At 71.6% G+C, this 26,008-nt stretch carries 19 protein-coding genes; 4 read left to right on the top strand and 15 right to left on the bottom strand.

Going from position 1 to position 26,008, the window contains the following annotated elements; all coding sequences use genetic code 11:
• Window positions 1-296: 296 nt before the first annotated feature.
• The 9 genes from ACIG5E_RS31310 to eccD all read right to left on the bottom strand — a co-directional run bounded on the left by ACIG5E_RS31310 (window position 297) and on the right by eccD (window position 11,328).
• Window positions 297-1,982, bottom strand: coding sequence for a ribonuclease J (locus tag ACIG5E_RS31310; protein WP_396539127.1), 1,686 nt, complete (start codon window positions 1,980-1,982; stop codon window positions 297-299).
• A gap of 170 nt (window positions 1,983-2,152) precedes the next feature.
• The gene (gene dapA / locus ACIG5E_RS31305; protein WP_396539125.1) at window positions 2,153-3,052 is read right to left on the bottom strand and encodes a 4-hydroxy-tetrahydrodipicolinate synthase; all 900 of its coding nucleotides are present in this window, start codon (window positions 3,050-3,052) and stop codon (window positions 2,153-2,155) included.
• A 215-nt stretch (window positions 3,053-3,267) separates the two neighbouring features.
• The gene (gene thyX / locus ACIG5E_RS31300; protein WP_396539123.1) at window positions 3,268-3,999 is read right to left on the bottom strand and encodes an FAD-dependent thymidylate synthase; all 732 of its coding nucleotides are present in this window, start codon (window positions 3,997-3,999) and stop codon (window positions 3,268-3,270) included.
• Window positions 3,996-4,454 (bottom strand): hypothetical protein, encoded by a 459-nt coding sequence (locus tag ACIG5E_RS31295; protein WP_396539121.1) that lies wholly within the window; start codon window positions 4,452-4,454, stop codon window positions 3,996-3,998. Before ACIG5E_RS31295 ends, thyX begins: the two co-directional genes overlap by 4 nt.
• Before the next feature lie 25 nt (window positions 4,455-4,479).
• Window positions 4,480-5,226: a 4-hydroxy-tetrahydrodipicolinate reductase gene (gene dapB / locus ACIG5E_RS31290; RefSeq protein WP_396539119.1), complete on the bottom strand. Its 747-nt coding sequence runs from the start codon at window positions 5,224-5,226 to the stop codon at window positions 4,480-4,482.
• Between the two features lie 28 nt (window positions 5,227-5,254).
• Entirely contained in the window at window positions 5,255-6,640 is a 1,386-nt protein-coding gene (locus tag ACIG5E_RS31285) for a M16 family metallopeptidase (RefSeq protein WP_396539117.1), read from the bottom strand.
• A gap of 86 nt (window positions 6,641-6,726) precedes the next feature.
• On the bottom strand, window positions 6,727-8,934 hold the full coding sequence (locus tag ACIG5E_RS31280) for a polyribonucleotide nucleotidyltransferase (RefSeq protein ID WP_396539115.1): 2,208 nt from the start codon (window positions 8,932-8,934) through the stop codon (window positions 6,727-6,729).
• Window positions 8,935-9,388: 454 nt separating this feature from the next.
• On the bottom strand, window positions 9,389-9,679 hold the full coding sequence (gene rpsO / locus ACIG5E_RS31275) for a 30S ribosomal protein S15 (protein ID WP_030289909.1): 291 nt from the start codon (window positions 9,677-9,679) through the stop codon (window positions 9,389-9,391).
• 188 nt (window positions 9,680-9,867) lie between these two features.
• Window positions 9,868-11,328, bottom strand: a complete 1,461-nt coding sequence (gene eccD, locus ACIG5E_RS31270) for a type VII secretion integral membrane protein EccD (protein ID WP_396539113.1) — start codon at window positions 11,326-11,328, stop codon at window positions 9,868-9,870.
• A 351-nt stretch (window positions 11,329-11,679) separates the two neighbouring features.
• Between eccD and eccCa the strand changes: the two genes are divergently transcribed.
• Together eccCa and ACIG5E_RS31260 are read left to right on the top strand one after the other, a co-directional pair.
• On the top strand, window positions 11,680-15,624 hold the full coding sequence (eccCa, locus tag ACIG5E_RS31265; protein WP_396539111.1) for a type VII secretion protein EccCa: 3,945 nt from the start codon (window positions 11,680-11,682) through the stop codon (window positions 15,622-15,624).
• Between the two features lie 492 nt (window positions 15,625-16,116).
• Window positions 16,117-17,517, top strand: coding sequence for an APC family permease (locus tag ACIG5E_RS31260; RefSeq protein ID WP_396539109.1), 1,401 nt, complete (start codon window positions 16,117-16,119; stop codon window positions 17,515-17,517).
• Between the two features lie 82 nt (window positions 17,518-17,599).
• Here the strand turns inward: ACIG5E_RS31260 and ACIG5E_RS31255 are convergent, their stop codons facing one another.
• The 6 genes from ACIG5E_RS31255 to ACIG5E_RS31230 form a co-directional block, all read right to left on the bottom strand.
• The gene (locus ACIG5E_RS31255) at window positions 17,600-18,847 is read right to left on the bottom strand and encodes a hypothetical protein (RefSeq protein WP_396539107.1); all 1,248 of its coding nucleotides are present in this window, start codon (window positions 18,845-18,847) and stop codon (window positions 17,600-17,602) included.
• Window positions 18,848-18,952: 105 nt separating this feature from the next.
• Window positions 18,953-19,486, bottom strand: a complete 534-nt coding sequence (locus ACIG5E_RS31250; protein ID WP_279092966.1) for a SigE family RNA polymerase sigma factor — start codon at window positions 19,484-19,486, stop codon at window positions 18,953-18,955.
• 97 nt (window positions 19,487-19,583) lie between these two features.
• On the bottom strand, window positions 19,584-20,825 hold the full coding sequence (mycP, locus tag ACIG5E_RS31245) for a type VII secretion-associated serine protease mycosin (RefSeq protein ID WP_396539105.1): 1,242 nt from the start codon (window positions 20,823-20,825) through the stop codon (window positions 19,584-19,586).
• Window positions 20,826-20,916: 91 nt separating this feature from the next.
• Window positions 20,917-21,210 (bottom strand): WXG100 family type VII secretion target, encoded by a 294-nt coding sequence (locus ACIG5E_RS31240; RefSeq protein ID WP_396539103.1) that lies wholly within the window; start codon window positions 21,208-21,210, stop codon window positions 20,917-20,919.
• A gap of 95 nt (window positions 21,211-21,305) precedes the next feature.
• Window positions 21,306-21,608 (bottom strand): WXG100 family type VII secretion target, encoded by a 303-nt coding sequence (locus ACIG5E_RS31235; RefSeq protein ID WP_396539101.1) that lies wholly within the window; start codon window positions 21,606-21,608, stop codon window positions 21,306-21,308.
• Between the two features lie 182 nt (window positions 21,609-21,790).
• Window positions 21,791-23,518, bottom strand: a complete 1,728-nt coding sequence (locus tag ACIG5E_RS31230; RefSeq protein WP_396539099.1) for a type VII secretion protein EccB — start codon at window positions 23,516-23,518, stop codon at window positions 21,791-21,793.
• Between the two features lie 201 nt (window positions 23,519-23,719).
• On the opposite strand from ACIG5E_RS31230, the gene eccE reads away from it, so the two are divergent.
• Both eccE and ACIG5E_RS31220 read left to right on the top strand, forming a co-directional pair.
• On the top strand, window positions 23,720-25,126 hold the full coding sequence (gene eccE, locus ACIG5E_RS31225; RefSeq protein WP_396539097.1) for a type VII secretion protein EccE: 1,407 nt from the start codon (window positions 23,720-23,722) through the stop codon (window positions 25,124-25,126).
• Complete coding sequence (locus ACIG5E_RS31220; RefSeq protein ID WP_396539095.1) at window positions 25,126-25,893, top strand: hypothetical protein; 768 nt, start codon at window positions 25,126-25,128, stop codon at window positions 25,891-25,893. The genes eccE and ACIG5E_RS31220 overlap by 1 nt, the downstream gene beginning before the upstream one ends.
• Window positions 25,894-26,008 lie beyond the last annotated feature (115 nt).

The raw sequence follows: 26,008 nt of genomic DNA, 5'->3' as shown, positions 1-26,008 counted from the left end.
TTCCTTCGGACCGCCTTCCAGCGGGCCCTCCGGGCGCTTCGTTCTTTCGTGTTTCCAGCTTATCAGATGTTTTCCGCTCCGTTTTCCGGAGTTTCTTTCATCCGATTTGGCTTTCGCCTTTCGGCGCTCCCGAACTCTATCAGAGTTTCTCGGTCCGTTTTCCCGGCCGTTCTCGAATTCGCATTCGAGGACTTCCTTGGGGCTCGTCCCGTGGGGCAACCCGGAGAACATTACGCACCGGGTCGCCCCACGTCAAACCAGCCTCAGCAGGGCCGGACGAGGGTCGGAGACGGGGCTCAGACCTCGACGACGACCGGCAGGATCATCGGCCGGCGGCGGTAGTTGTCCGCGACCCACTTGCCGATGGTCCGGCGGACGAGCTGCTGTACCTGGCGGGGCTCCAGCACGCCGTCGCTCGCCGAGCGGTCCAGGGCCTCCTGGAGCTTGGCCACGACCGGCACGAAGGCGTTGTCGTCGATGCCGGAGCCGCGGGCCTGGATGGTCGGGCCACCGACCATCTTGCCGTTGGTCGAGTCGACCGCGACGAAGACCGAGATGAAGCCCTCCTCGCCGAGGATCTTGCGGTCCTTGAGCGAGGCCTCGGTGATGTCACCGACCGAGGCGCCGTCCACGTAGACGTAGCCGGCCTGCACCTTGCCGACGATCCGGGCGACGCCCTTCTCCAGGTCGACGCAGACGCCGTCCTCGGCGATGACCACGCGGTTGCGCGGCACGCCGGTCGCGATGCCCAGCTCGGCGGCGGCCCGCAGGTGGCGCCACTCGCCGTGGACCGGCATCAGGTTGCGCGGCTTGCAGATGTTGAAGAAGTACAGCAGCTCGCCGGCCGAGGCATGGCCGGAGACGTGCACCTTGGCGTTGCCCTTGTGCACGACCTTGGCGCCCCAGCGGGTCAGGCCGTTGATCACCCGGTAGACGGCGTTCTCGTTACCCGGGATGAGCGAGGACGCCAGGACGACGGTGTCGCCCTCGACGATGCGGATCTGGTGGTCGCGGTTGGCCATCCGGGACAGCGCCGCCATCGGCTCGCCCTGAGAGCCGGTGCAGATCAGCACGACCTCCTTGTCCGGCAGGTCGTCGAGCTGCTTGACGTCGACGACCATGTTGCCGGGGACCTTCAGGTACCCGAGGTCGCGGGCGATGCCCATGTTGCGGACCATCGAGCGGCCGACGAAGGCGACCTTGCGCTTGTACTCGTGCGCGGCGTCCAGCACCTGCTGGATGCGGTGCACGTGGCTGGCGAAGGAGGCGACGATGATGCGCTTGTCGGCGTTGGCGAAGACGTTCCGCAGGGCCGCCGAGATGTCCCGCTCGTGCGGGATGAAGCCGGGGACCTCGGCGTTGGTGGAGTCCACCAGCAGCAGGTCCATGCCCTCCTCCGCCAGCTTGGCGAAGGTCGGCAGGTCGGTGAGGCGACCGTCCAGCGGCAGCTGGTCCATCTTGAAGTCGCCGGTGGCCACGACCATGCCGGCGGGGGTGCGGACGGCCACGGCGAGGGCGTCCGGGATGGAGTGGTTGACCGCGATGAACTCGCAGTCGAAGGGGCCGATCCGCTCGCGCTGGCCCTCCTTCACCTCCAGCACGTACGGCCGGATGCGGTGCTCGGCGAGCTTGGCCTCGATCAGGGCGAGGGTCAGCTTCGAACCGATCAGCGGGATGTCCGGGTTCTCCCGGAGGAGGAAGGGGACGGCCCCGATGTGGTCCTCGTGCCCGTGGGTGAGGACGATGCCGTCGACCTTGTCGAGGCGGTCCCGGATGTAGCTGAAGTCCGGGAGGATCAGGTCCACGCCGGGCTGCTCGTCCTCGGGGAAGAGGACGCCGCAGTCGACGATCAGGATGCGGTCCCCGTACTCGAGGACCGTCATGTTGCGGCCGATCTCACCGAGGCCGCCGAGCGGAGTGATGCGGAGGGCGCCCTCCTTCAGGGCCGGGGGCGCGCCGAGCTCGGGATGCGGGTGGCTCAAAAGACTCTCCTCACGGCGCACGCCATATGCCCGGGGTCCTCCCCCTGGAGACATATGGCGTGCGTACTCAGTGTCGTTTTCCTACTGGGTCGGTGCTCTCGCGCCTTCGGTCCGGTCCAGCGGCGGACCCGGGCGGGTCCGGCGAGCCGGGGCGCGCACGTCTGTGTCTGCTACAGGTGTACCCCGCCGGCGGCGAGATCCTGCTTCAATCGGTCGATCTCCTCGGGCGTCGCCTCGACCAGCGGCAGCCGCAGCGGCCCGGCCGGCAGGCCCTGGAGGTCCAGCGCGGCCTTGGTGAGGATCACGCCCTGGGTGCGGAACATACCGGTGAACACCGGCAGGAGACCCTGGTGGATCGCGGTGGCCTTGGCCACATCGCCGCCCAGGTAGGCCTCGATCATCGACTTCAGCTCACCGGCCACCACGTGCCCGACGACGCTGACCACGCCGACGGCTCCGACGGACAGCAGCGGCAGGTTGAGGATGTCGTCGCCGGAGTACCAGGCGAGGTCGGAGCGGGCGATCGCCCAGGCCGCGGCGCCCAGGTCGCCCTTGGCGTCCTTGTTGGCGACGATCCGCGGGTGCTCGCCCAGGCGGACCAGGGTGTCATGGCTCAGCGCGACCCCGCTGCGGCCCGGGATGTCGTACGCCATGACCGGCAGGCCGGTCGCGTCGGCGACCTGCGTGAAGTGCCGGTACAGGCCCTCCTGCGGGGGCTTGTTGTAGTACGGCGTGACGACCAGCAGCCCGTGCGCCCCGGCGGCCTCCGCCTGCCGGGCCAGCTCGACGCTGTGGTGGGTGTCGTTGGTGCCGACCCCGGCCACCACGTGGGCGCGATCCCCGACCGCCTCCACCACGGCGCGGACGAGCTGGGCCTTCTCGGCGTCGCTGGTGGTCGGGGACTCACCGGTGGTGCCGTTGACGACGAGGCCGTCGTTCCCGGAGTCGACGAGGTGCGTGGCGAGGCGCTGGGCGCCGTCGAGGTCGAGTGCGCCGTCGGCGGTGAACGGGGTGACCATCGCGGTCAGCACCCGGCCGAACGGCGTCTGGGGGGTGGAGGTCGGAGCCATGCGTCCAAAGCTACTCGTAGGCGGTGGGACGGTACCCATGCCGGTCCATGGTTCGGACAGGTGGAGCAGGCCGGGGGTGGGGAAATGGGATTCCGGTGCTGCCCGCTCGGGGGTTCAGGCAGCACCGGAATCCGTGGTCACGAATGTAGGGAGCGGCTAGAAAAGCCGCAATCCAGACATGCCAGACACACTGCCCATATGCCTGTCGTCCCAGGTCAGGGGGCGACTCGGCCGTGCTTCTCGAAGGCCGCATGGGTGAGCGGCATGAGCTGCGCCCACTGCTCCTCCATCTGCTCGGCGACCATCTCGATCTCGCGCTGCGGGAAGGACGGCACCGCCGAGTTCTCCCGCCGGGTGCGCAGCGAGAGGAAGTGCATCAGCGAGCGCGCGTTGCAGGTCGCGTACATCGAGGAGAACAGGCCGACCGGCAGCACCGCGCGGGCCACCTCGCGGGCCACGCCGGCCGCCAGCATCTCCTGGTAGCGGGCGTAGGACTCGCGGTACGCGGCCTCCATCGCCTCGGTGGTGGTCTTGTGCTGCTCGGGGGTGCCCTGGTGGAACTCGTACTTGCCCGGGCGGCCCTGCTGGACCAGCTTGCGGTCCTCGGACGGGACGTAGAAGACCGGCTCCAGCTCGCGGTAGCGGCCGGACTCCTCGTTGTACGACCAGCCGCTGCGGTGCCGGTGGAACTCGCGGAACACGAAGATCGGCGCGCTGATGAAGAAGGTCATCGAGTTGTGCTCGAAGGGCGTGCCGTGCCGGTCCCGCATCAGGAAGTTGATCAGGCCCTTGGACTTCTCCGGGTCCTGCTGGAGCGCCTCCAGGGACTGCTCCCCCGCGGTCGACACCCGGGCCGACCAGATGACGTCCGAGTCCGCGGCGGCGCTGCGGACCAGCTCCACCGTCACGTCGCTCCGGAAGCTGGGGGCCGTCGGTTCGTCGCTCACGCGTTACTCCTTGCGGGTTCGGTGCTGTGCAGCTTGATGGCGTGCTGCATGGTCTTGCGGGCGCGCGGGGTGTCGCCGGCGTCGGCGTAGGCCACGGCGAGGCGGAACCAGACCCGCCAGTCGCCCGGCGCGGCCTCCGCCTCGGTCTGGCGGCGGGCGAACACCGCGTCGGCCGAGGCCCGGTCGATCCGCCCGCCGGTGGTGCGCTTCAACTCGTCCACCGGCAGTCCGCCCTCGGCCTCCAGCTCCCGGGCGAGCTGCTCGCTGGCCCGGCCGAAGCGGACGGTCTGGCGCAGGAACCAGACGCCGATCAGCGGGATCACGAAGGCGCACAGGCCGATGCCGATGCCGAGCGGCTTGCCGGTGGCGATCAGCTGGACGCCCTCCCCCACGCAGAGCAGGGCGACCAGCAGCAGCACGCCGGACAGGACGAAGAAACCGGTACGGGAGGTCATTGCACTCTTCCAGGAATCAGCACGGTCACAGGTCCAGGAAGTGTTCGAGGCCGAAGGTCAGCCCCGGGGTCTCGACGACCTTGCGCACGCCCAGCAGGATGCCCGGCATGAAGCTGCTGTGATGCAGCGAGTCGTGCCGGATGGTGAGCGTCTCGCCGGTGTCGCCGAACATCACCTGCTGGTGGGCGAGCAGGCCGCGCAGCCGTACGGCGTGCACCGGCACCCCGTCCACGTCGGCGCCGCGCGCGCCGGGCAGGCTGTGGGTGGTCGGGTCCTGCTGCTTCGGGCGGCCGGCCTCGGCGCGGGCGGCGGCGATCAGCTGGGCGGTGCGGGTGGCGGTGCCGCTGGGGGCGTCGGCCTTGCGGTCGTGGTGCAGCTCGACCACCTCGACCGACTCGAAGTACTTCGCCGCGATCTGGGAGAACTTCATGCCGAGGATCGCGCCGATGGAGAAGTTCGGCGCGATCAGCAGGCCGAGGTCCGGGGCGTCCGCCAGCCAGCCGCGGACGGTGGCGAGCCGCTCGTCCGTCCAGCCGGTGGTGCCGGTGACCACGTGGATGCCGTGGTGCAGGCAGTGGTCGAGGTTGCCCATCACCGAGTCCGGGTGGGTCAGCTCGACGACGACCTGGGCCCCGGCCTCGGTCAGCTCCTCCAGCTTCGAGCCGCGCCCGAGGGCGGCGACCAGCTCCAGGTCAGGCGCGGCCTCGACGGCCTTGACGGCCTCGGAGCCGATCCGTCCCTTGGCGCCGATCACGGCGACACGCAGCGTCATAGCGAAGTTCCTCTCACACCAGCCGGTCTCAGACCAGCAGATCGGCGAGCTTGGCGGCCCGCTTGTCGTTGACCGGACCGATCAGCGCCAGCGACGGCCGGTACGCGCCCAGCACATCACGGGCCACCGCCTGGACGTCCTCCAGGGTCACCGCCGCGATCCGCTCCAGCATGTCGTCCACCGACAGGTGGTGCCCGTAGCTGAGCTCGGCCTTGCCGATCCGGTTCATCAGCGATCCGGTGTCCTCCATGCCGAGCACGGTGGAGCCGGAGATCTGCCCGATCGCGCGGTGCAGCTCCTCCTCGGTGATGCCCTCGGCGACCACCTTGGCCAGCTCCTCGCGGCAGATCCGCAGCACCTCCTCGACCCGCTTGGGCTGGCAGCCGGCGTAGATGCCGAACAGGCCGCTGTCCGCGTAGGAGGAGGAGTACGAGTAGACCGAGTACGCCAGGCCGCGCTTCTCCCGGACCTCCTGGAACAGCCGGGAGCTCATCCCGCCGCCCAGGGCCGCGTTCAGCACGCCCATCGCCCAGCGGCGCTCGTCGTGCCGGGGCACCCCGGGCACGCCCATCACCAGGTGGGCCTGCTCGGTGGAGCGGTTGAGCACCTCGACCCGGCCGGCCGTGCGCAGCGCCTTGACGCCGCGCCGGGCCTCGGCGGGCGCCGCGGTGGAGCGGGCCAGCACCGGGGCGAAGGCCCGCTCGACCTGCTTGACCACCTTGCGGTGGTCGAGGTTGCCGGCCGCGGCGACGACCAGGTTCTCCGGGCGGTAGCGGCGGTGGTAGAAGCCGGCGATCTGGTCCCGGGTGAGCGCCTTGATGGTCTCCTGGGTGCCGAGGATCGGGCGGCCGAGCGGGCCGCTGCCGTAGATCACCTTGGCGAACAGGTCGTGGACCACGTCGCCCGGGTCGTCCTCGGCCATCGCCATCTCCTCGAGGATGACGCCGCGCTCGGCGTCGACGTCCTCGGGGCGGATCAGCGAGCCGGTGAGCATGTCGCAGACCACGTCGATGGCCAGCGGCAGGTCGGTGTCCAGGACCCGGGCGTAGTAGCAGGTGTTCTCCTTCGCGGTGAAGGCGTTCATCTCGCCGCCGACCGCGTCCAGGGCCGCCGAGATGTCCAGCGCGCTGCGCCGCTCGGTGCCCTTGAAGAGCAGGTGCTCCAGGTAGTGGGTCGCGCCGTTGAGCTGCGGGGTCTCGTCCCGCGAGCCGACGCCGACCCAGATGCCGAAGGTCGCGGAGCGCACTGTCGGCAGGGTCTCGGTGACGACCCGCAGGCCGCCGGGCAGGACGGAGCGGCGCACCGTGCCGACGCCGTCGACGCCCTTGAGCAGGGTCCGGGTGCTGCCGGGACGCTGCTTTACCGCCGGGGCCTGGGCCACGGGGGGTACCTCCAGAGGAAACGCACGTGGCATGGCACGTACGGACGAACGCGTGGACAACAGGGTGCGGCCCGCACGCCGGGAGGGCGTACGGGCCGCAAGGGTCAGCTAGCGGCGCTTCACTCGGAAGCGGCCTCGCCGGCTTCCTCGCCCTCGATGACGGGGATCAGGGAGAGCTTGCCGCGCGGGTCGATCTCGGCGATCTCGACCTGCACCTTGGCGCCGACGCCGAGGACGTCCTCGACGTTCTCCACGCGCTTGCCGCCGGCCAGCTTGCGGATCTGCGAGATGTGCAGCAGACCGTCCTTGCCCGGCATGAGCGAGACGAACGCGCCGAACGTCGTGGTCTTGACCACGGTGCCCAGGTAGCGCTCGCCGACCTCCGGCATGGTCGGGTTGGCGATCTGGTTGATCGTGGTGCGGGCGGCCTCGGCGGCCGGGCCGTCGGCGGCACCGATGTAGATGGTGCCGTCGTCCTCGATCGTGATCTCGGCGCCGGTGTCCTCCTGGATCTGGTTGATCATCTTGCCCTTGGGGCCGATGACCTCACCGATCTTGTCCACCGGGATCTTGATGGTGATGATGCGCGGCGCGTTCGGGGACATCTCGTCGGGCGAGTCGATGGCCTCGTTCATCACGTCGAGGATGTGCAGGCGGGCGTCGCGGGCCTGCTTCAGAGCGGCGGCCAGCACGGAGGCCGGGATGCCGTTCAGCTTGGTGTCCAGCTGCAGCGCGGTGATGAAGTTGCGGGTACCGGCGACCTTGAAGTCCATGTCGCCGTACGCGTCCTCGGCGCCCAGGATGTCGGTCAGCGCGACGTAGTGGGTCTCACCGTCGATCTCCTGCGAGATCAGGCCCATGGCGATGCCGGCGACGGCGGCCTTCAGCGGCACACCGGCGTTCAGCAGCGACATGGTCGAGGCGCAGACCGAGCCCATCGAGGTGGAGCCGTTGGAGCCGAGCGCCTCGGAGACCTGGCGGATGGCGTACGGGAACTCCTCGCGGGTCGGCAGGACCGGCAGGATGGCGCGCTCGGCCAGGGCGCCGTGGCCGATCTCGCGGCGCTTGGGCGAGCCCACGCGGCCGGTCTCGCCGACCGAGTACGGCGGGAAGTTGTAGTTGTGCATGTAGCGGCGACGCGTCTCCGGGGAGAGCGTGTCGAGCTGCTGCTCCATCCGGAGCATGTTCAGCGTGGTGACACCCAGGATCTGGGTCTCGCCGCGCTCGAACAGCGCCGAGCCGTGGACGCGCGGGATGGCCTCGACCTCGGCGGCCAGGGTGCGGATGTCGGTGACGCCGCGGCCGTCGATGCGGACCTTGTCCTTGATGACGCGCTCGCGGACGATCTTCTTGGTCAGCGCGTTGTAGGCGGCGCTGATCTCCTTCTCGCGACCCTCGAACTCGGGGAGCAGCTTCTCGGCCGCGACGGCCTTGACGCGGTCCAGCTCGTTGTTGCGCTCCTGCTTGCCCGGGATGGTGAGGGCCTGGGCCAGCTCGTCCTTGACGGCGGTGGTCAGCGCGGCGAGGACGTCGTCCTGGTAGTCCAGGAAGACCGGGAACTCACCGGTGGGCTTGGCGGCCTGGGCGGCCAGCTGGGCCTGCGCGGCGCACAGCACCTTGATGAACGGCTTGGCGGCGTCGAGACCGGAGGCCACGACCTCCTCGGTCGGCGCGTCGGCGCCGCCCTCGACCAGCTTGATGGTCTTGTCGGTGGCCTCGGCCTCGACCATCATGATCGCGACGTCGCCGTCCGGCAGGACGCGACCGGCGACGACCATGTCGAAGACGGCCGACTCCAGCTCGCTGTGGGTCGGGAAGGCCACCCACTGGCCCTTGATCAGCGCGACGCGGACGCCGCCGATCGGGCCGGAGAACGGCAGGCCCGCCAGCTGGGTGGAGGCGGAGGCGGCGTTGATCGCGACCACGTCGTACAGGTGGTCGGGGTTGAGCGCCATCACGGTGACGACGACCTGGACCTCGTTGCGCAGGCCCTTGACGAAGGACGGGCGCAGCGGGCGGTCGATCAGGCGGCAGGTGAGGATCGCGTCCTCGGAGGGCCGGCCCTCGCGACGGAAGAACGAGCCGGGGATGCGGCCGGCGGCGTACATCCGCTCCTCGACGTCCACGGTCAGCGGGAAGAAGTCGAAGTGCTCCTTCGGCTGCTTGGACGCGCTGGTGGCCGACAGCACCATGGTGTCGTCGTCCAGGTAGGCCACGGCGGAGCCGGCGGCCTGACGGGCCAGACGGCCGGTCTCGAAGCGGATGGTACGGGTGCCGAAGGAACCGTTGTCGATCACGGCCTCGGCGTAGAACACGTTCTCTTCCACCTGGAAGATCTCCTCTTTCGTACGTCTCCGGGAGAGCGTCCCCGCGCACTGCCTGCTGTTGGCCCCGGGACCCTCCCACCAGGGAGGGCGGCAGTCGGGCCGGTCTTCGATCGAAGCCTCCGGGGTGCCCCGCTCTGCTGCGGGGGTTCCGGGGGCCACTACCGAGGACCGGCGCCTCACGGCTGCCGGGCCGGGACGGGCGGTCCGCGTCTGGACGCTCTCTCGGATGCGGGCGGCTTCCGTTTGAAGCCTTCGTCCCGCGGGGGTTCGGGCTGGCTGCCCGGGTGGCGCGCTGCTGCGCCATCACCCGGCATGCCCACAACCCTACGGTGCAATCCTCGGCCACCTGGGGAGGTGCGCGCGAGTTGTTATGCCAGGGTGCCGCGGTCGAACCGCCGCGGCATACGCGCGAGGGGCGGCTCCCCGGTGTGGGGAGCCGCCCCGAGCGGCGGTCTTAGCGGGCGCCGCCGGCGGCACCGCGGCGGATGCCCAGGCGGTCGACGAGCGTACGGAAGCGCTCGATGTCCTTCTTGGCCAGGTACTGCAGGAGGCGGCGGCGCTGGCCGACCAGGATCAGCAGGCCACGGCGCGAGTGGTGGTCGTGCTTGTGGAACTTGAGGTGCTCGGTCAGGTCCGAGATGCGGCGGGAGAGCATGGCGACCTGGACCTCGGGGGAGCCGGTGTCGCCCTCCTTCTGGCCGAACTCGGCGATGATCTGCTTCTTGACGTCAGAGGCGAGAGCCACTGCAACTCCTTCAAGGTCTACCGAGCGGTCCTGGTCGACAGCACAGGACTCTGCGAGAACTCGGCATCGTGAGCACGGTCTGTGGTCTGCGACCCACGGGGGGCGGACACATGGCTGCGCTCGGAGGCCAAGCGTACCAGCGCCGCCCACCCGGCCGGTCGGCGGGTGGGCGGCGGCCGGTCCGGGGGTCAGCCGGTGGCGCCGCGGACCAGCCGGTAGATGTTCAGGACGGCGAGCGCCAGCGGGACCAGCGAGATCAGGGTGAGGCTGTCGACCAGGTCCAGGATGCGCCCCCAGAACGGGGAGACGCCGAGCCGGGGCACCACCAGGGCGATCGCGGTGAGCAGCGCGGCGCCGAAGGCGATGGAGGCGGCCAGCCAGATGGTGCGCAGGTCCAGGTCGGTGCTGGACCCGGCCGCGCGCAGCACGAACTGCGGGGTGTGCAGGGACAGCCCGACGATCAGCAGGCACAGGCCGAGCAGGCCGGCCACGGTGAGGCTGAGGACCTGCGCGGTGTAGCGGAACAGCCGGGCGCGCAGCATGGTGGCGATGCCCAGGGCGAGCGCGAGCAGCTCGGGGAACGTCCGGTCGGTGAAGGAGAGGACGGCGCAGGCGCCGACCACGACCGCGGCGCAGCCGCCGACCAGGCCGACCAGCACCTCGTGGCCGCGGCGGGCCTGGTGGGCGATCCGCTCGTACTGGACGGCCTCGGCGCGCTCGGCCTCCTCGTCGTAGTCGCGGCTGCGGGTGCGGGTCTGGCCGGGGGCGCTGAAGCCGACCGGCAGCCGGGCGAAGCGGGCGGAGAGGCTGGGCAGGAAGCCGACCGCGGCGACGGCGGCGACACCGGTGACGGCGGCGATGTTCCCGGCCGGGGTGTCCGGCATCAGGACGGCCGCGAAGGTGGCGAGCGCGCCGGCGACGGCGACGAAGGCGGCGGCGACGAACACCGCGTCCTTCTCCGGCAGCAGTCCGGCGAGCAGTACGGCGATCACCAGGACGGTGACGCAGCCGGTCAGGAACTGCAGCCGGCCGGGGCCGTCCCACTTGTGGGCGACGGCGATGATGCCGCTGCCGGCGATCATGGCGTGCGGCAGGGCGCCGAGGCCGAGCGCGACTGCGGCGGGGGCGTCCCCGTAGACCCGGGCGCGGACCCCGGCGAGCGCGGTGAGCACGACGGCGGCGACGCCGGCCAGCACGCCGGGCAGGCTGTGCATGTCGTGGCGCAGGTCGGAGAACCAGAGCGCGAAGCCGAGCAGGGCGAGCAGAACCCCGGTGCCGATCAGGCCGAAGCCGCGCATGAGGTCGACGGTCCAGAACCGGCGGTCGGCCTCGACGGCGCTGGCGATGGCGTCGGCGACGTCGTCGTAGACGGCCGGCGGCAGGGACTCGGCGAAGGGGCGCAGCGCCAGCAGGTCGCCGTCGCGGACCTGCTGGGCGGCCAGCGACAGGCTGCTGTCGAGCACGGTGCCGTCGCGGCGGACCAGGTGGAAGCCGGTGGGGGTGCCGTCGGGCTGGCTCTGGTTGGCCAGGCGCAGCACCTCGGGGTAGACGTCGGCGAGTGCGACGTCCTCGGGCAGGGCGACGTCGATCCGGCGGTCCGGGGCGACGACGGTCACCCGGCAGTAGCCCGTGGCGGCGGTAGAGCTCATGCCCCCACCTCGATCATTCGACGCACTGGGCGCTCCCCCTGGGTTGACGGTGCCGCGGCCCGGTGGCGCGCGGTCTGGCTGTGGAACCGGCCCGGCCGGGCCGCGAGTTGGCGCGGCGTTACCCTACCCGCTCGGTTCGTGCCCGGCGTCGCTGCGGGGGCGGGGCCTCGCGGGCAGTGCGGGGGCGACGGGGCCGGACCCGCCGCTATGTAGGATCGGCGCCTGCGCACGGTGGTACGGGGGCTGCGCTGTGTGGGGCGTCCTCAGTCTCGGGAACCCGTACCGGAGCGGGCGCAGTCGCGTGAGGGCTGATGCCGAAGTGATCGATCGACGCCGCGGGGTGGATGACGCATGGGTGTGATCATGGTCAAGCGACCGGCCAGGGCGTACCCGCCGACGGTGCCGGACGAGCCGGTGGAGCTGGTCAGTCCGCCCGAGCTGCCCCGGCACGGCGGCGAGGACTGGCTGATGAGCATCCTGCCGATGCTCGGCATGGGCGGTTCGGCGGTGTTCTTCTTCTCGCCGGGCGCGGCCGCCCCGATGAAGATCATGGGCGGTCTGATGGTCGCCTCGACGGTCGGCATGGTGCTGGCCCAGATCGTGCGGGCCCGCAAGGGCGGTTCGACCGCGATGGCGGACGAGCGGCGCGACTACCTCAAGTACCTGCAGCAGACCCGCCGCCAGGTGCGCCGCACGGCGGAGAGCCAGCGCGGCGCGCTGCTGTTCCTGAACCCGGCGCCGGACCAGCTGTGGTCGATCGTCGAGGACGGCCGGCGGCTGTGGGAGCGGCGGACGGCGGACGGCGACTTCGCGCAGATCCGGGTGGGCCTCGGGCCGGTGCAGCTGTCCACCCCGCTGGTGGCGCCGCAGACCGCGCCGATGGACGAGCTGGAGCCGCTGTCGGCGGCCGCGATGCACTCCTTCCTGAAGGCCCACGGCACCCTGCAGGACCTGCCGTTGGCGGTCTCGCTGCGGGCGTTCTACCACATCACGGTGTGCGGGGACCCGGACTCGGTGTACGGCAACGTGCGCGCGATGATCGCCCAACTGACCACCCTGCACTCGCCGGACGACCTGCTGGTCGCGGTCGCCGCGGCGCCCGGCGCGGCCGAGGAGTGGGACTGGACCAAGTGGTTGCCGCACAACCAGCACCGCAAGGAGGCGGACGGCGCGGGCTCGCGCCGGCTGAGCGCCCATGACCTGGGCGAGCTGGAATACCTGCTGCAGGACGAGCTGTCCGGCCGTCAGCGCTTCGTCCGGGACGCGGCGCCCGCGGCGGACCAGCCGCACCTGGTGGTCATCATGGACGGCGCCGGGGTGCCGCACGACTCGGTGCTGGCCGGTGCCGAGGGCGTGCAGGGGGTGACCGTCATCGAGGTCGTCCCGGGTGAGGTGGACGAGCCGAGCGGGCACCTGATGGTGACGGTCAACCCGCAGGAGCTGGTGCTGCGTTCGGCCTCCGGGGCGACGTACGCCGGCAAGCCGGACCTGCTCTCGCTGTGGCAGTCCGAGGCGCTGGCGCGGCAGTTGGCGCCGTACCGGGCCTCGGCCGGCGGGGACGACGAGCCGCTGCTGTCCAACCTGGACTTCACCGACATGATGGGCTCGGGCGACCCGGGCTCCTTCGACGTGGCCCGCAGCTGGCGCCCGCGCGCCCAGCACGAGCGGATGCGGGTGCCGATCGGCGTCGGCGCGAACGGCGAGCACGTCTACCTGGACATCAAGGAGGCCGCGCTGGAGGGCATGGGCCCGCACGGCCTGTGCGTGGGCGCGACCGGTTCCGGCAAGTCGGAGCTGCTGCGCACGCTGGTGCTGGCGCTGGCGATGACCCACTCCTCGGAGACGCTGAACTTCGTGCTCGCCGACTTCAAGGGCGGCGCGACCTTCCTCGGCATGGCGGACATGCCGCACACCTCCGCGGTGATCACCAACCTGGAGGGCGAGCTCACCCTGGTCGACCGCATGCGCGACGCGATCGAGGGCGAGCTGCACCGCCGCCAGGAGCTGCTGCACCGCTCCGGCAACTACGCCAACATCCACGAGTACGAGCGGGCCCGGGCGGCCGGCGCGGCGCTGGACCCGCTGCCCTCGCTGGTGCTGATCATCGACGAGTTCTCCGAGCTCCTCACCGCCAAGCCCGACTTCATCGAGATGTTCATCCAGATCGGCCGGATCGGCCGCTCCCTGGGCGTGCACCTGCTGCTGGCCTCGCAGCGCCTGGAGGAGGGCAAGCTGCGCGGTCTGGACACCTACCTCTCGTACCGGATCGGTCTGCGCACCTTCTCGGCGGCCGAGTCGCGGGCGGCGATCGGCGTGCCGGACGCCTACCACCTGCCGCCGGTGCCGGGCGTCGGCTACCTGAAGTTCGGCGAGGACGTGATGGACCGGTTCAAGGCCGCGTACGTCTCGGGGCCGTACCGGGCGCCGGGGCAGCAGCGGTCGACCGGCGGGCGGCGGGTGAACACCCGGCCGGTGGAGTTCACCTCGGCCTTCGTCGAGCTGCCGCCGGAGCCGGTGGAGGAGGAGGTGCCGCAGGCACCGGAGCAGGACGACGCGCTGGTGGACACCGTGCTGGACGTGTTCGTCCAGCGGATGGCCGGCCAGGGCCCGGCGGCGCACCAGGTGTGGCTGCCGCCGCTGGACGAGGCGCCGAGCATCGACCACCTGCTGCCGCCGCTGCAGGTCGTCCCGGAGCGCGGGCTGACCGCGCCGGGCTACCCGGGCGGCCGGCTGCGGGCGCCGATCGGCATCGTGGACAAGCCGCGCGAGCAGAAGACCGACATCCTGGAGGTCGACTTCTCCGGGGCGGCCGGCCACGGCCTGATCGTGGGCGGCCCGCGCTCGGGCAAGTCGACCGTGCTGCGCACCATGACGGCCGCCTTCGGGCTCACCCACACCCCGCGCGAGGTGCAGTTCTACCTGCTGGACTTCGGCGCGGGCAGCTTCCAGTCGCTGACCGGCCTGCCGCACGTCGGCGGGGTGGCCGGGCGCCTGGACGTGGACAAGGTGCGCCGGATGGTCTCCGAGGTGCACGGGGTGATGAACCGGCGCGAGGAGCTGTTCCGGGCGACCGGCATCGACACCATCGCGACGTACCGCGCCCGCCGGGCGGCCGGACAGCTGCCGGACGAGGCGTTCGGCGACGTGTTCCTGATGATCGACGGCTGGAACACCTTCAAGCAGGAGTTCGAGGGGCTGGAGCCGGTGATCGCCGACATCGCCCAGCGCGGCCTCGGCTACGGCGTCCACCTGGTGATCACCGCGGCCCGGTACGCGGAGGTGCGCCCGGCGCTGAAGGACCTGCTGCAGAACCGCGTCGAGCTGAAGCTCGGTGACGCGATGGAGTCCGAGGTGGACCGCCGGGTGGCGCAGAACGTCCCGCCGCTGGCCGGGCGCGGCATCACCGCGGAGCGGCTGCACTTCCTGGGCGGCCTGCCGCGGCTGGACGGCTCCTCCTCGGTGGAGGACCTGCAGGACGGCGTGGCCGGGCTGGTCGGCGCGGTCGACGGGGCCTGGACCGGCCCGCGCGCCCCGCAGGTGCGGATGCTGCCGGCCGTCCTGGACGGGAACTCGCTGCCGAAGGGCTTCGAGCACCCGGAGCGCGGTGTGTCCTTCGGCGTGGACGAGGCCGAGCTGGCGCCGGTGTTCGTCAACTTCGAGACCGACCCGCTGTTCATCGTGTTCGGTGACACCGAGTCCGGGAAGTCGGCGCTGCTGCGCATGCTGGTCAAGCAGATCACCGAGCGCTACACCCCGGACCAGGCGGGCATCGTGGTCGGCGACTACCGGCGCGCGCTGCTGGGCACCGTGCCGCAGGAGTACCTGGTGGAGTACGCGGCCGCGCAGCCGGCCATGGCGGCCATCGTGGACATGCTGCGCGGGGCCTGCGCCCGCCGCCTGCCCGGCCCGGACGTGACCGCCGAGCAGCTGCGCAACCGCAGCTGGTACAGCGGCAAGGACATGTTCGTGATCGTCGACGACTACGAGCTGGTCGCGACCAGCTCGGGCAACCCGCTGGCGCCGCTGGCCGAGTTCCTGCCGTTCGCCCGGGACATCGGCCTGCGGGTGATCGTGGCCCGCAGCGCGGGCGGCGCCGGGCGCTCGATGTACGAGCCGGTGATGCAGCGGATGCGCGAGCTGGGCGGGCAGGGCGTCATCCTGTCCGGCAACCGGGACGAGGGCGCGCTGCTGGGGACGGTCAAGCCGCAGGCGCTGCCGCCGGGCCGCGGGATCTACGTGTCCCGCCGGGCGACCCACGGGCAGATGGTCCAGACGGGCTGGCTGCCGGTGCAGTGACGACGGCCGTTGGCCGGGCCGTTGGCCGGGCCGTCCGCTACGGACGGTGATCGAAGGGGTCGGACTCATGGAGTCCGACCCCTTCGGCGTCCCAGGTGCTGAAACGTTACCTAGATCTTTCCGGGCCGGGGCTGCGGTTCCCGCACCCGGCCGGGGAGTTGCGGTGCCGCTCGGAGCCGCCTGGGCGTATTGCCGTCCAACCGGAGCGCCGCCTTTGAATGATGGGCCGCAACGCGCAGTTCACCTTTGATTCATGCTTCTTGTGGCCAAAGTAACAAGTCGGACAAACAGCGTGATGACCGTAAGTGATCATCGGATCGCATGTTTATGCCATTCCCCGCAACGGATTCCGAAGCAGTTCCGGCGTTGACGCGATCAATACGCCCAAGGTTCCATTGCGGCCCGGGAGCGACCGGCACAGACCCGAGCAACCAGCCAGCGGAGGCGATACCGCTCCCGTCCCAGGACCGCACAGAGCCGATCGGAATCCACATGACCGACACGCTTCGCCCGCCACAGACCGTAGCCGCCACGGCGGACGGGGCCGCGCCCCAGCAGCTCAAGCGCTCGATCGGCGTCGTGGGCGGCACCCTGCTCACGCTGTCCTGCGTCACCCCGGCCTCGACACTCTTCGTGATCGTGCCGCAGCTGTTCTCCAGCATCGGCAGCGCCACCGCCCTGGCCATCGCCATCGGCTCGGTGCTCTGCATCGCGGTCGCGTTCTGCTACTCCGAGCTCGGCACCCTGATCCCCAGCGCCGGCGGCGAGTACGCGATGGTCGGCACCCTGGCCGGGCGGCTCGCGGGCTGGCTGGTCTTCATCCAGTCGCTCATCGTGGTGATGATCGTCCCCTCGGTCATCGCCCTCGGCACCGCCGACTACCTGGCGCCCGTCCTGCACGTCGACAAGCCGATCGCCGGCGCCGCCGTGATGCTGGCCGCCACCCTGGCCGGCCTGCTCGACCTGCGCGCCAACGCCTGGATCACCGGCATCTTCCTGGTCCTGGAGGTCATCGCGGCCGGCGTGGTCTCGGTGCTCGGCTTCGCCCACACCAACGCCCACCACCCGAGCCTGCTGCACGGCCTGGTCTCCACCGACGGCGGCGCCGCCAGCCCGGTCGGCATCGGCGCCATCATCGGCGCGCTCGGCATCGCCCTGTTCGCCACCCAGGGCTTCTCCACCGCCGTCTACCTCTCCGAGGAGCTGGAGAATCCCCGCCGCACCGTCTCCCGCACCGTGCTGTGGACCCTCGGCCTCTCCAGCGCCATCATCCTGGTCCCGGTCGCCGCCATCACCATGGGCGCCCCCGACCTGCAGAGCCTGACCTCCGGCGACATCTCCGGCATGGTCACCGCCTGGAGCAACTCCGCGGTCGGCACCTTCATCAGCCTCTGCATCGCGCTGGCCATCATCAACGCCGGCATCGTCATGGTCATCCAGAACTCCCGGGTGCTGTTCGCCTCCGCCCGTGACAAGGCCTGGCCCGAGCCGGTCAACAAGGCCTTCGGCACCCTCGGCCGCTTCGGCTCCCCCTGGATCGCCACCCTGGCCGTCGGCCTGCCCGGCGCCGCGCTCTGCTTCGTCAAGGGCGAGCTGCTCAGCAACATCACCGGCGTCGCCGTCACCGCGATGTACCTGCTGGTCGCCATCGCCTCGCTGCTCTCCCGCCGCGGCCACCACAAGCACGCCGCCGCCTGGCGGATGCCGCTGTGGCCGGTCGTCCCGGTGCTGCTGATCGTCGTCCTGGTCTACGTCATGACCCAGCTGGACGCCGAGCCGCTGCTGTGGACCGGCGGCATCACCGCCGTCGCTACCCTCTACTGGCTGTTCTACCTGCGCCCCCGGCAGGCCACCCGCTGGGTGATCAGCCTCCCCGAGGACCAGCGGGACTGACCGCCACTCCCCCACCCCCTCCCCCACACGGCGGTGCCCCGGGCTCTCCCCCAAGCCCGGGGCACCGCCACATCCGTGACCGCTACTTCTTGGCCTTCCACTCCGGGCTGGTGGCGATCGCCTTCAGCTGGTCCAGGCTGAGCAGCGGCTTGCCGGTCGGCGGCTCCCCGACCTGGACGAGGACGTCGTCCCGCACCACCTCGGCCATCGGCGCCGCCTTCGGGCTGGACGTCCCCGGGCCGTAGAGCTTGAGCTGACCGCCCTCGGGCAGCGTGGTCGCGCCCTGGGACATGTCCTTCGTCTCGCCCTGCTGCCCCGTCAGCTTCTGCATCCGCACGACCAGCGATCCGGTGCTGCCCCCCTGGGTGAGCTGGACGTTCATGGCGACCTCGTTGCCGTCGACCTTGGTGGCGGTCACCCCGGCGGGCAGCAGGCCGGTGAGGATCGCCTGCCGGTCCTGCAGGGACACCCCGGTGCTCAGGGCCGCGTAGTCGACGCCGTCGGGCTTGACCGCCGCGACGATCCGGTCCCAGGACTTGTCGGTGACGATCGCCCTGAGCTGGTCCAGGGTGAGCGGCGGGTTGGCACGGCTGTCCGGCGCGCCCTTCTCCTGCGGCGAGTTCCACTCGCTGAGGGAGATCTCCCGGCCGTCTGGCCCGGTCAGCGACGCCATCCACTCCTTGGTGGTGGCGCGGTGGTCCGGGTACTCGTAGCCCTCGCTGAGGTACAGCTTGGAGCCGTCCGCCAGGGTGGTGACCGAGCACGCGTCGAGCTGGCCGGGCTTGAGCTCCGGGCAGGACCGGTCCTGGCTCTGGCCCGGGCGGTGCTTCTGGACACCGACCATGAGGAGCGACTTGCCGGCGCCGTCGTCGAACACCAGCTGGGCGCCCGCGAAGGTGCCCTTGAGCGCGGGGTCGTCGGTGCCGCGGCCGCTGGCCCCGGTGATCTGGCCCTTGGGCAGCAGCGCCTTGAAGGTGGACAGCACCTCGTCACCGGTGACCGCCGCGGCGGCCGTGGGGGTGGGGGTGCCCGCGCCGGCGGAGGCCGGGGTCAGGGCGGCGCCGGTGGAGGCTGCGGGGGCCGCGGCCACCGTGCTCGCGCCGGACGGGGAGGCGGAACCGGTCAGGTACACCGCCCCGGTGCCCACCAGGGCCAGCGCGGCGGCACCGCCCACCACCGCGGCGGTCGAGCGGCGGCGCCAGCGGCGGCGGCCGAGCTGGTACCCGCCCGAGACCAGCCCGGCCTGGTCGGCCTGGTCGGGGCGGAAGCCCTCACCGGTGCGGGTGAGGGCGTAGAGAAGATCGTCTTCGAACTTGTCCTGCTCGGACATGGCGGATCACCGTCTCCTTGCGTCGCGGAAGTGCCGGAAGTGGCCAGCTCGTGGTGCGGAGCGTCAGCTCCTGGTGCGGGGGACGTCAGCGGGGTGCGGAGGACGTCAGCGGGCGGCGAGTTCGGCCAGCGAGTCGCCGAGCAGGGTGCGCAGCCGGGCCAGCGCCCGGGTGGTCCTGGTCCGGACCGCGCCGGAGGACAGCCGCAGCACCTCGGCGGTCTCCTCGACGCTGCGGTCCTCCCAGTAGCGCAGCACCAGCACGGCCCGGTCCTTGGCCGACATCCGCCCGAGGGCGTCGAGCAGGGTCAGCCGCAGACTGCTGTCCGCGTCGTGCCCCTCCCGCTCCGGCAGGGTCTCGGTCGGGCGCTCGCCGCTGGAACGGCGGCGCTGCTGGGCGATGAAGGTGCGCACCATGACCGTGTGGGTGTAGGCCGCCGGGTTCTCGATCCGGTTCCGGCCGCCCGTGAAGGCGCTGCGCCGCCAGAGCACGTACATCCGGCTGAGGGCCTCCTGCACGAGGTCCTCGGCGTAGTGGGTGTCGCCGCTGGTGAGCAGACAGGCCGAGCGGTACAGGTGGCCGGTGCGGCTGGAGACGAGTTCCAGGAACTCGGCGTCCTTGGCCTCGCGGCCGCCTCTCATCCACCCCATCGCCCGTCGCTCCCCCGCGTCCGTGTGCCCCTGACACCTGATGGATGCGGTGAGCGGGCGCCGGTGTTACAGGCGTTCCGCAGGTTTTTCAGTCGGCGGACTTGCGGCGGTGGTCGCGCAGCACGACGCCCCCGCCGACCAGCAGGGCGACCAGCAGCGCACCGACGCCGACCACGTACGTGGCGGTGCGGCCGTCGCGGTCGGCCTGGGTCTCGCCGAGGCCGACCGGCGCCGGCACGATCGGGGCGGCGGCCAGCTGCACCGGGGCGTCCGGGGCGGCGGCGGACGGCGGGTTATCGGGCGCCTTGGTGACGGCCTTCACCGGATCCACCACGCCCCAGCCGATGAACTGGTTGGGGCCGGGCTCGGTGCGCTGGGCGGTCTGCTCGATCCAGGCCCGCACCTGGGCCGGCGTCCAGCCCGGGTGCGCGCCGACCAGCAGCGCGGCCAGCCCGGCGACGTACGGGGCGGCGAAGCTGGTGCCGTTGTCCACGCACTGGCCGCCGCCGGGCACCGTGGAGAGCATTTCGACGCCGGGCGCGGCGACCTTCACGAAGGAGCCGTACTGGGAGAACGGCGCGCGTTCGTTGTTGCGGTCGGAGGCGCCCACGGACAGCACGGTCGGGAAGGCGCCCGGGTAGGTGTCGCCCTCCTTGCCGTCGTTGCCGCTGGAGGCGACCACCACGACCTTCTTCTGTTCGGCCCGCTCGATGGCGGCCTTGAGGTCCGCGTAGCCGCCGAACTGGGCGTCGCCCGCACCGCGCACGTCCTGCGAGATGTTGATGACCCTGGCGTGGTCGGCCGCCTCGTTGATGGCCTTGGCCAGGGTGGAGACGTCGCCGTTGCCCTCACTGTCGTTCTGCCGGATCGCGTAGATCCGGGCGTCGGGGGCCAGTCCGACGAAACCGGTCTTGTCGCTGCGGCTCGCGGCGATGATGCCGGCCACCTTGGTGCCGTGGCCGACGGTGTCGTTCTTGGAGTTGCCGTCGGCCGGCTTGTTGTTCTGCTTGTCGAACAGCAGGCTGGTGCCGACATCCACCTTGCCGGCCAGCTGCGGGTTGTTGTCGTCCACCCCGGTGTCGATGACGGCGACCGTCACGCCGCTGCCGGTGGTCTTCCCGCCCTGCCACAGCTCGTTCAGCAGCAGCCGCTGCAGCGACCACGGCACGGTCTGCACGTCGGGCGCGGGCTTGGGGCAGTCACCGGCGGAGGCCAGCCCGGGCCCGTCCGCGTACGCCGGGGCGGTCAGTGGGCCGCCCAGCACCACGAGCGCGGCCAGCGCCGCGGCCGTCCTACGGAACCCGCGTCCGGACACCCTGCCACCCCTCATGTTCTCCACCCCGTGCCGCGTCACGCGCCGAAGGGCGGGTGCCCGGAACTCCGGGTACCCGCCCCTGTCGTTCCCGTCCGGGAACGGTCGATCAGCCCTGCCAGAGACCGGCGTTCTTCTTCTCGGTCGCGTGGTAGCTCTGCGCGGCGCTCTCCAGCGAGCCGGAGATCTTGGCGCAGGTGTCCTTCAGGTTCTGCGCGGCGGAGTCCCACTTGGCCTGCTGGGCGTTGTAGCCCTGCTGGGCCTGGCCCTGCCAGCCGTGGGAGATCTTGACGACCTCCTTGCGCAGGTCGGACAGCATGCTCTCGATCTTGTTGGCCGAGTTCTGCACGTCCTGCGACGCCTGGTGCAGGGTCTGGAAGTTGACGAGAATGTGGTCGGACACAATGTCTCCTTGACGAGGATGCGGAGCACCCGGCGCTCAGCCGCGGGCGCCCCGGCGGGCGGACGGTCGGAACAGAGTGGTGATCAGCTCGACGATCAGCCCTGCGGGCCGAACAGCGCCTTCTGCTCCTCTTCGGCACTCGCGTAGTGCTTGGTGGTCAGCTCGATCGCGTGCTTGATCGCCGTCAGCGATTCCTTCAGCTTCTTGACGTCCTCGTTGACCTGCGTCTGCAGGGACTTGTAGGCGTCCGCCGCCTGGCCCTTCCAGCCGCCGGTGATGTTGTCGACCGTCGTCTGGAGTGCAGAGCGCTCCTGCTCGATCTGGCCGATCGCCGTCTCGATCTTCCCGGCGAAGTCCATCATCTCCTGCGCGGTCACCGTGAACTGGCCGTCACTCATGCTCCACCATCCCCCATGAGACAAACATTGTGTGTACGGAGGGCCCCCAGGACCCTGCCGCCGCATCACCCGTGTGATGCCGAGCAGCACTGTAGTCGGCACACGCAACTCACCCAACATCGAGACCTGAGTAGTTACCAGACCATGACACTGGGGCCAATTCCGTTGCCGCACCCGGCCGGTCAGGCGTTCTGCGGCTGCGCGGCGCTCTTCGCGGTCAGCGGCGGACCGGCCGGGACCAGGTTCGACCACTCCTTCGGTACCGGCAGCGGCTGGACGTTCTGGTAACCCAATCGTGCCTGGTTGCCGCCGGGTTGGTCGTCCGGGTTCGGGGTCTGCTGACTCCCGGAACCGGGGTTCGGGGTGCTCTGCTGCGGTGCCGGCGTCTTCGCGGCGCCGCTCGCACCCGGCGACGGGCTCGGGCCGTGGCCGCCGTCGCCGTTGGCCGGGACGGAGTAGCGCAGGCCGGTCTCGGTGATCAGGAAGTCGGTGCCGGAGCCGTCGGGCGCACCGGCGTTGGCACCGGCGGCGTTGGCACCGGCCGGGTTGGCGCCCGGCTGGTTGCCGCCGCCCGCGTTGTCCACCGCCCGGTAGAACAGGCCGTGGCCGGGCGTCACGTACGCCGCCCCCGCGCCGTTGTTGTACGGCGCCGGGTAGGACGTCCCCGCCCAGACGCTGCGCTTGGGCGTGCGCCCGTCCTCGGACATGCCGTCGAAGGTGCTGCAGACGACCAGCCGGGCGTCCTGGCGGTCCTGCCAGTTGTTCACCGGCGCACCGGACTTCAGCGGCCAGTCGTCCGGGGTCTTCGGCAGCTTCACGTCGGTGTTGAACTTCGACTGGTCGTCCGGGGTCATGTCGTCGCTGCGCGGCCGCTTGTCCTGGTCGTACTTGTAGAGCACCTGGTAGGCCGGGTTCTGCCGGATCAGCTCCGCCTGGAACGGCGTGATCAGGAAGAGGCCGTCCTTGCCGACCACGTAGTTGCGGTCCTGGTAGTGCACCAGCCGGCCGATCCGGCGGTCCGCCGCGTTGCCCAGGTTCACACTGGAGTTGGCGCCCTGGGTGTCGGTCATCCCCTTGACGTCCGGGAAGGTGATCGGGCTGGCGGTCATCAGGGTGTCCAGCCACTCCCGCTTGACCCGCTGCGGCACCGCGTTGGGCCCGAAGACCGCGGTGATCAGCGCCTTGCGCTCCTTGTCGTCCGACTCCGGTCCGATCGCGTGCTTGCGGCCCTGAGCGTCGACCAGGAACACCATCGCGGCGCCCGGGCCCGAGGCGGTCGAGGAGACCTGCTGCTCGTCCGCCTGCTGCACCAGCATCAGCTGGTCCGGGCCGAGCATCCGGTCCTTCGCGGACAGCGCCGCCGCGTCCGGGCCGGCCGCCACGAACACCGCCTGATTGACGGTCTCCTGCTTGTCGTCCGAGCCCGGCCGGTCGCAGACCGCCCACTTCATCGGCTGGTTCGCGTTGTCCTTGCCCGGCAACTTGTCCGGGGCGTACGGGATCCCGATGGTCGGACCGTGGTTGGGGTAGCGGTCCAGCACCCCGTCGTCCACCACCACGACCTTGGCGTCCGCCGGCAGCACCAGCCGTGCCGAGGACATGTTGAGCACCTGGTGCAGCCGCTTGGTCTTGCCGTCCGGATCGGTCAGCACCACGTAGCGGGTGGTCGACTGCTTGCCCTGGATGATGTTCTTGCCGCTGTCCCACTGCAGCGGAGCGGCGGGCTTGAACACCCCCCAGAGGCCGAACCCGGCCACCACCACCGCCCCGACCAGCACGCTCGGCAGCACCGCCTTCACCGGGCGCGGCGCGTCCTCGTCGCTGCCGCCGCCGGAGGGCAGCAGGAACGCCCCCACCGTGCGTTTGCGCGCGAAGGTGTACGCGTTCAGCTCGTCCCGGCGCGATGCCATCCTCGTCGTCCCCCTCTGTCAGACGTGTGCCAGACGTGGTCGGCCTTCCGTCGGCCCGACCGGCCCCGTGGTCCGCACCCGCCGGGCGGGATCCGGCCCGAACCCTCTACGATGCGGCAGCAGACGGTGAGTACGGTACGGGTACGGTCCGCGAACCAGCCAGCCGGGCCGCGACAACGGATCAGAGAGGGCCACCGGGGGATGCCAAGCCAGACCGCTCCAGAACGCCGCGGCACCGCGGGCGGCGGAAGGTCGCGCCGGTCCGGACGGGCCCGACGCGGCGGCCCGCCCGCCGAGGCCGCGGCCGTCCGACCGCCGACGACGGGCAGCGCCGGCGGCGCCGTCCAGGTGCGCGTCAACCCCCGACCCGGGCTGCTCGGCGGCCGGTTGAAGCTCCAACAGCTCGTCCTGGTCGAGGTCGCGGCCGCCCTGGTCGCGGTCGGCTGGACGATCAGCCGCCCGGTCGCGGCCGGCTTCGGCGCGGTCTCGCTGGTCCTGCTCGTGCTGGCGGTCGTCCCGCTGCGCGGCCGCACCATCCCGGAGCTGCTGCGGGTGCGCTCCGCCCTCAAGTCCCGCCGCAAGCAGGCGAAGTCGCTGCTGCCGCCGCCCGGCACCGACCCGGCCCTGGCGCCCGCGCTGGAGCTCGAACCCGGGCTGCGCACCTGCACCCACGCCACCGAGGCCGACTTCGGCGGCCGCCCGGTCCGCCGGGAGACCGGCATGGTCGGCGACGGCACCTTCCTCAGCTCGGTGCTGCTCGTCCAGGCCAAGGACCAGCCGCTGCGCCCGGTGCGCACCGCGCTGCCGCTGCCGCTGGACGTCATCTGCTCGGCGCTCACCGTGGACGACATCACCCTGGAGTCGGTGCAGCTGGTCCAGCACACCCAGCCCGCCCCGGCCCCGCACCTGCCCGAGCAGTCGCTGGCCGCCCGCGCCTACCGCGAGCTGCCGGACGGCACCTCCACCCCCGGACTGCGGCTGACCTGGGTCGCCCTCAAGCTCGACCCGGAGCGCGCGGCCACCGCCGTCCGGGCCCGCGGCGGCGGCGAGGAGGGCGCCCGCAAGGCGCTCCAGCGGGTGACCGACCAGCTCGCCGGGCGGCTCAACAGCGCCGGGTTCAACGCCACCGTGCTGGACGAGCGCGAGCTGATCGCCGCCCTGGCCATCGCCACCTGCGCCAACCCGATCGCGGTGGCCGGGCGCCAGGGCACCGGCAGCGGCGGCGGCACCACCCGCCGCACCCAGGAGGGCAACCGCTTCTGGCGGATCGACGACCGCTGGCACAGCACCTACTGGATCTCCCGCTGGCCGCAGCTCAGCCGCCCCGGCGGCGCCCCCGGCCGGATCGGCGCACCGGACCTGGTCAACCTGATCACCGGCTCCCCCGCGCTGGCCAGCACCTTCAGCCTCACCGCCGGGCACGGCACCGGCGGCTCGGTGACCGTCAGCGGGCACCTGCGGGTGACCGGGCGCAGCGAGAGCGAGGTCGGCCAGGTCGGCCGCCAGGTGGAGGCCCGGGCGCAGAGCACCGGCCTCGGCCTGGTCCGGCTCGACCTCGAACACGCCCCCGGCATGCTCGCCACCCTGCCGCTGGGAGGAGCGTCCTGATGCCATACCAGACCTATCCGACCCCCGGCCCGCAGCCCGGCGCCGAGCAGCGGCGGACCCGGCCGCGGGTCCTGCCCGGCTTCGGACTGCGCGGACCGCGCTGGGAGAAGCACGTGCTGGAGGCCGCCGACCTCGGCGCGCTGGCCTTCCCGGTCGGCGACGACGGCGTGGTGATCGGCGTAGACCCCCAGGGCCTGCCCGCGGTGCTCGGCCTGTTCCGCCCCAGCTCGTACGACCTGGTGCTGGTCGGCGGCATCTGGACGGCGCAGATCATCGCGCTGCGGGCTGCCGCGATCGGCGCCCGGGTCGCGGTGGAGACCGCCCGCGCACAGCTCTGGGGCCCGATGGCGCAGGCCGCCGGCGGCGGTCAGCCGTGCGTGACGATCCACCAGGTCGGGCGGCTCGGCCCGCAGGGCGCCTCGGTGGCCTCGCCGGTCCTGGTGGTGCGCGACCTAGGCGCCCGCCCGCCGCGCAGCCGGCTCTCCGCCGCGCCCTGGCAGACCACCCTGACCCTGCTGCCCTACCTGGGGCCGAACGCCTCCCGGGTGCTCAACGCGGCCGATCTGGTCGGCGTGCAGCGGATCTCCCCGCAGGAGGCGGAGCTGACCGGCCGGGTGCTGTCCCTCCCGCCGGAGGACGTGGCCGCGCTGCCCACCCTCGGCGACGACCTCACCCTGTGGGCCACCCGGATGCGGCGTCAGTACGTCCGGGCGGTGGCCGGGCAGGCCGAACAGCAGGTGCTCGGAGGCCCGCGCCGGATGGACTGAGGGGCGCTTCCGGGCCGGTCGATCCCGGTCCGGAACCGAAGCCGCCTTCAACAGGGGCAGCCGAACGGCCTAGTCTTTGTTGCGGCAACGGCACCGCTGAACAAGCGGCGGCGAA

Source organism: Kitasatospora sp. NPDC053057, from assembly GCF_044546945.1.
GTDB lineage: Bacteria > Actinomycetota > Actinomycetes > Streptomycetales > Streptomycetaceae > Kitasatospora.
Note: the sequence above shows the minus strand (reverse complement) of the source record. Positions and strands in the feature narration are given on the sequence as shown.

Excerpts from the sequence above, each read along its gene's own strand:
- dapA (WP_396539125.1), bottom strand. The coding sequence starts at position 3,052 with ATGGCTCCGACCTCCACCCCCCAGACGCCGTTCGGCCGGGTGCTGACC.
- ACIG5E_RS31295 (WP_396539121.1), bottom strand. The coding sequence starts at position 4,454 with ATGACCTCCCGTACCGGTTTCTTCGTCCTGTCCGGCGTGCTGCTGCTG.
- dapB (WP_396539119.1), bottom strand. The coding sequence starts at position 5,226 with ATGACGCTGCGTGTCGCCGTGATCGGCGCCAAGGGACGGATCGGCTCC.
- ACIG5E_RS31285 (WP_396539117.1), bottom strand. The coding sequence starts at position 6,640 with ATGCCACGTGCGTTTCCTCTGGAGGTACCCCCCGTGGCCCAGGCCCCG.
- eccD (WP_396539113.1), bottom strand. The coding sequence starts at position 11,328 with ATGAGCTCTACCGCCGCCACGGGCTACTGCCGGGTGACCGTCGTCGCC.
- eccCa (WP_396539111.1), top strand. The coding sequence starts at position 11,680 with ATGGGTGTGATCATGGTCAAGCGACCGGCCAGGGCGTACCCGCCGACG.
- ACIG5E_RS31260 (WP_396539109.1), top strand. The coding sequence starts at position 16,117 with ATGACCGACACGCTTCGCCCGCCACAGACCGTAGCCGCCACGGCGGAC.
- ACIG5E_RS31255 (WP_396539107.1), bottom strand. The coding sequence starts at position 18,847 with ATGTCCGAGCAGGACAAGTTCGAAGACGATCTTCTCTACGCCCTCACC.
- ACIG5E_RS31250 (WP_279092966.1), bottom strand. The coding sequence starts at position 19,486 with ATGAGAGGCGGCCGCGAGGCCAAGGACGCCGAGTTCCTGGAACTCGTC.
- mycP (WP_396539105.1), bottom strand. The coding sequence starts at position 20,825 with ATGAGGGGTGGCAGGGTGTCCGGACGCGGGTTCCGTAGGACGGCCGCG.
- ACIG5E_RS31235 (WP_396539101.1), bottom strand. The coding sequence starts at position 21,608 with ATGAGTGACGGCCAGTTCACGGTGACCGCGCAGGAGATGATGGACTTC.
- ACIG5E_RS31230 (WP_396539099.1), bottom strand. The coding sequence starts at position 23,518 with ATGGCATCGCGCCGGGACGAGCTGAACGCGTACACCTTCGCGCGCAAA.
- eccE (WP_396539097.1), top strand. The coding sequence starts at position 23,720 with ATGCCAAGCCAGACCGCTCCAGAACGCCGCGGCACCGCGGGCGGCGGA.
- ACIG5E_RS31220 (WP_396539095.1), top strand. The coding sequence starts at position 25,126 with ATGCCATACCAGACCTATCCGACCCCCGGCCCGCAGCCCGGCGCCGAG.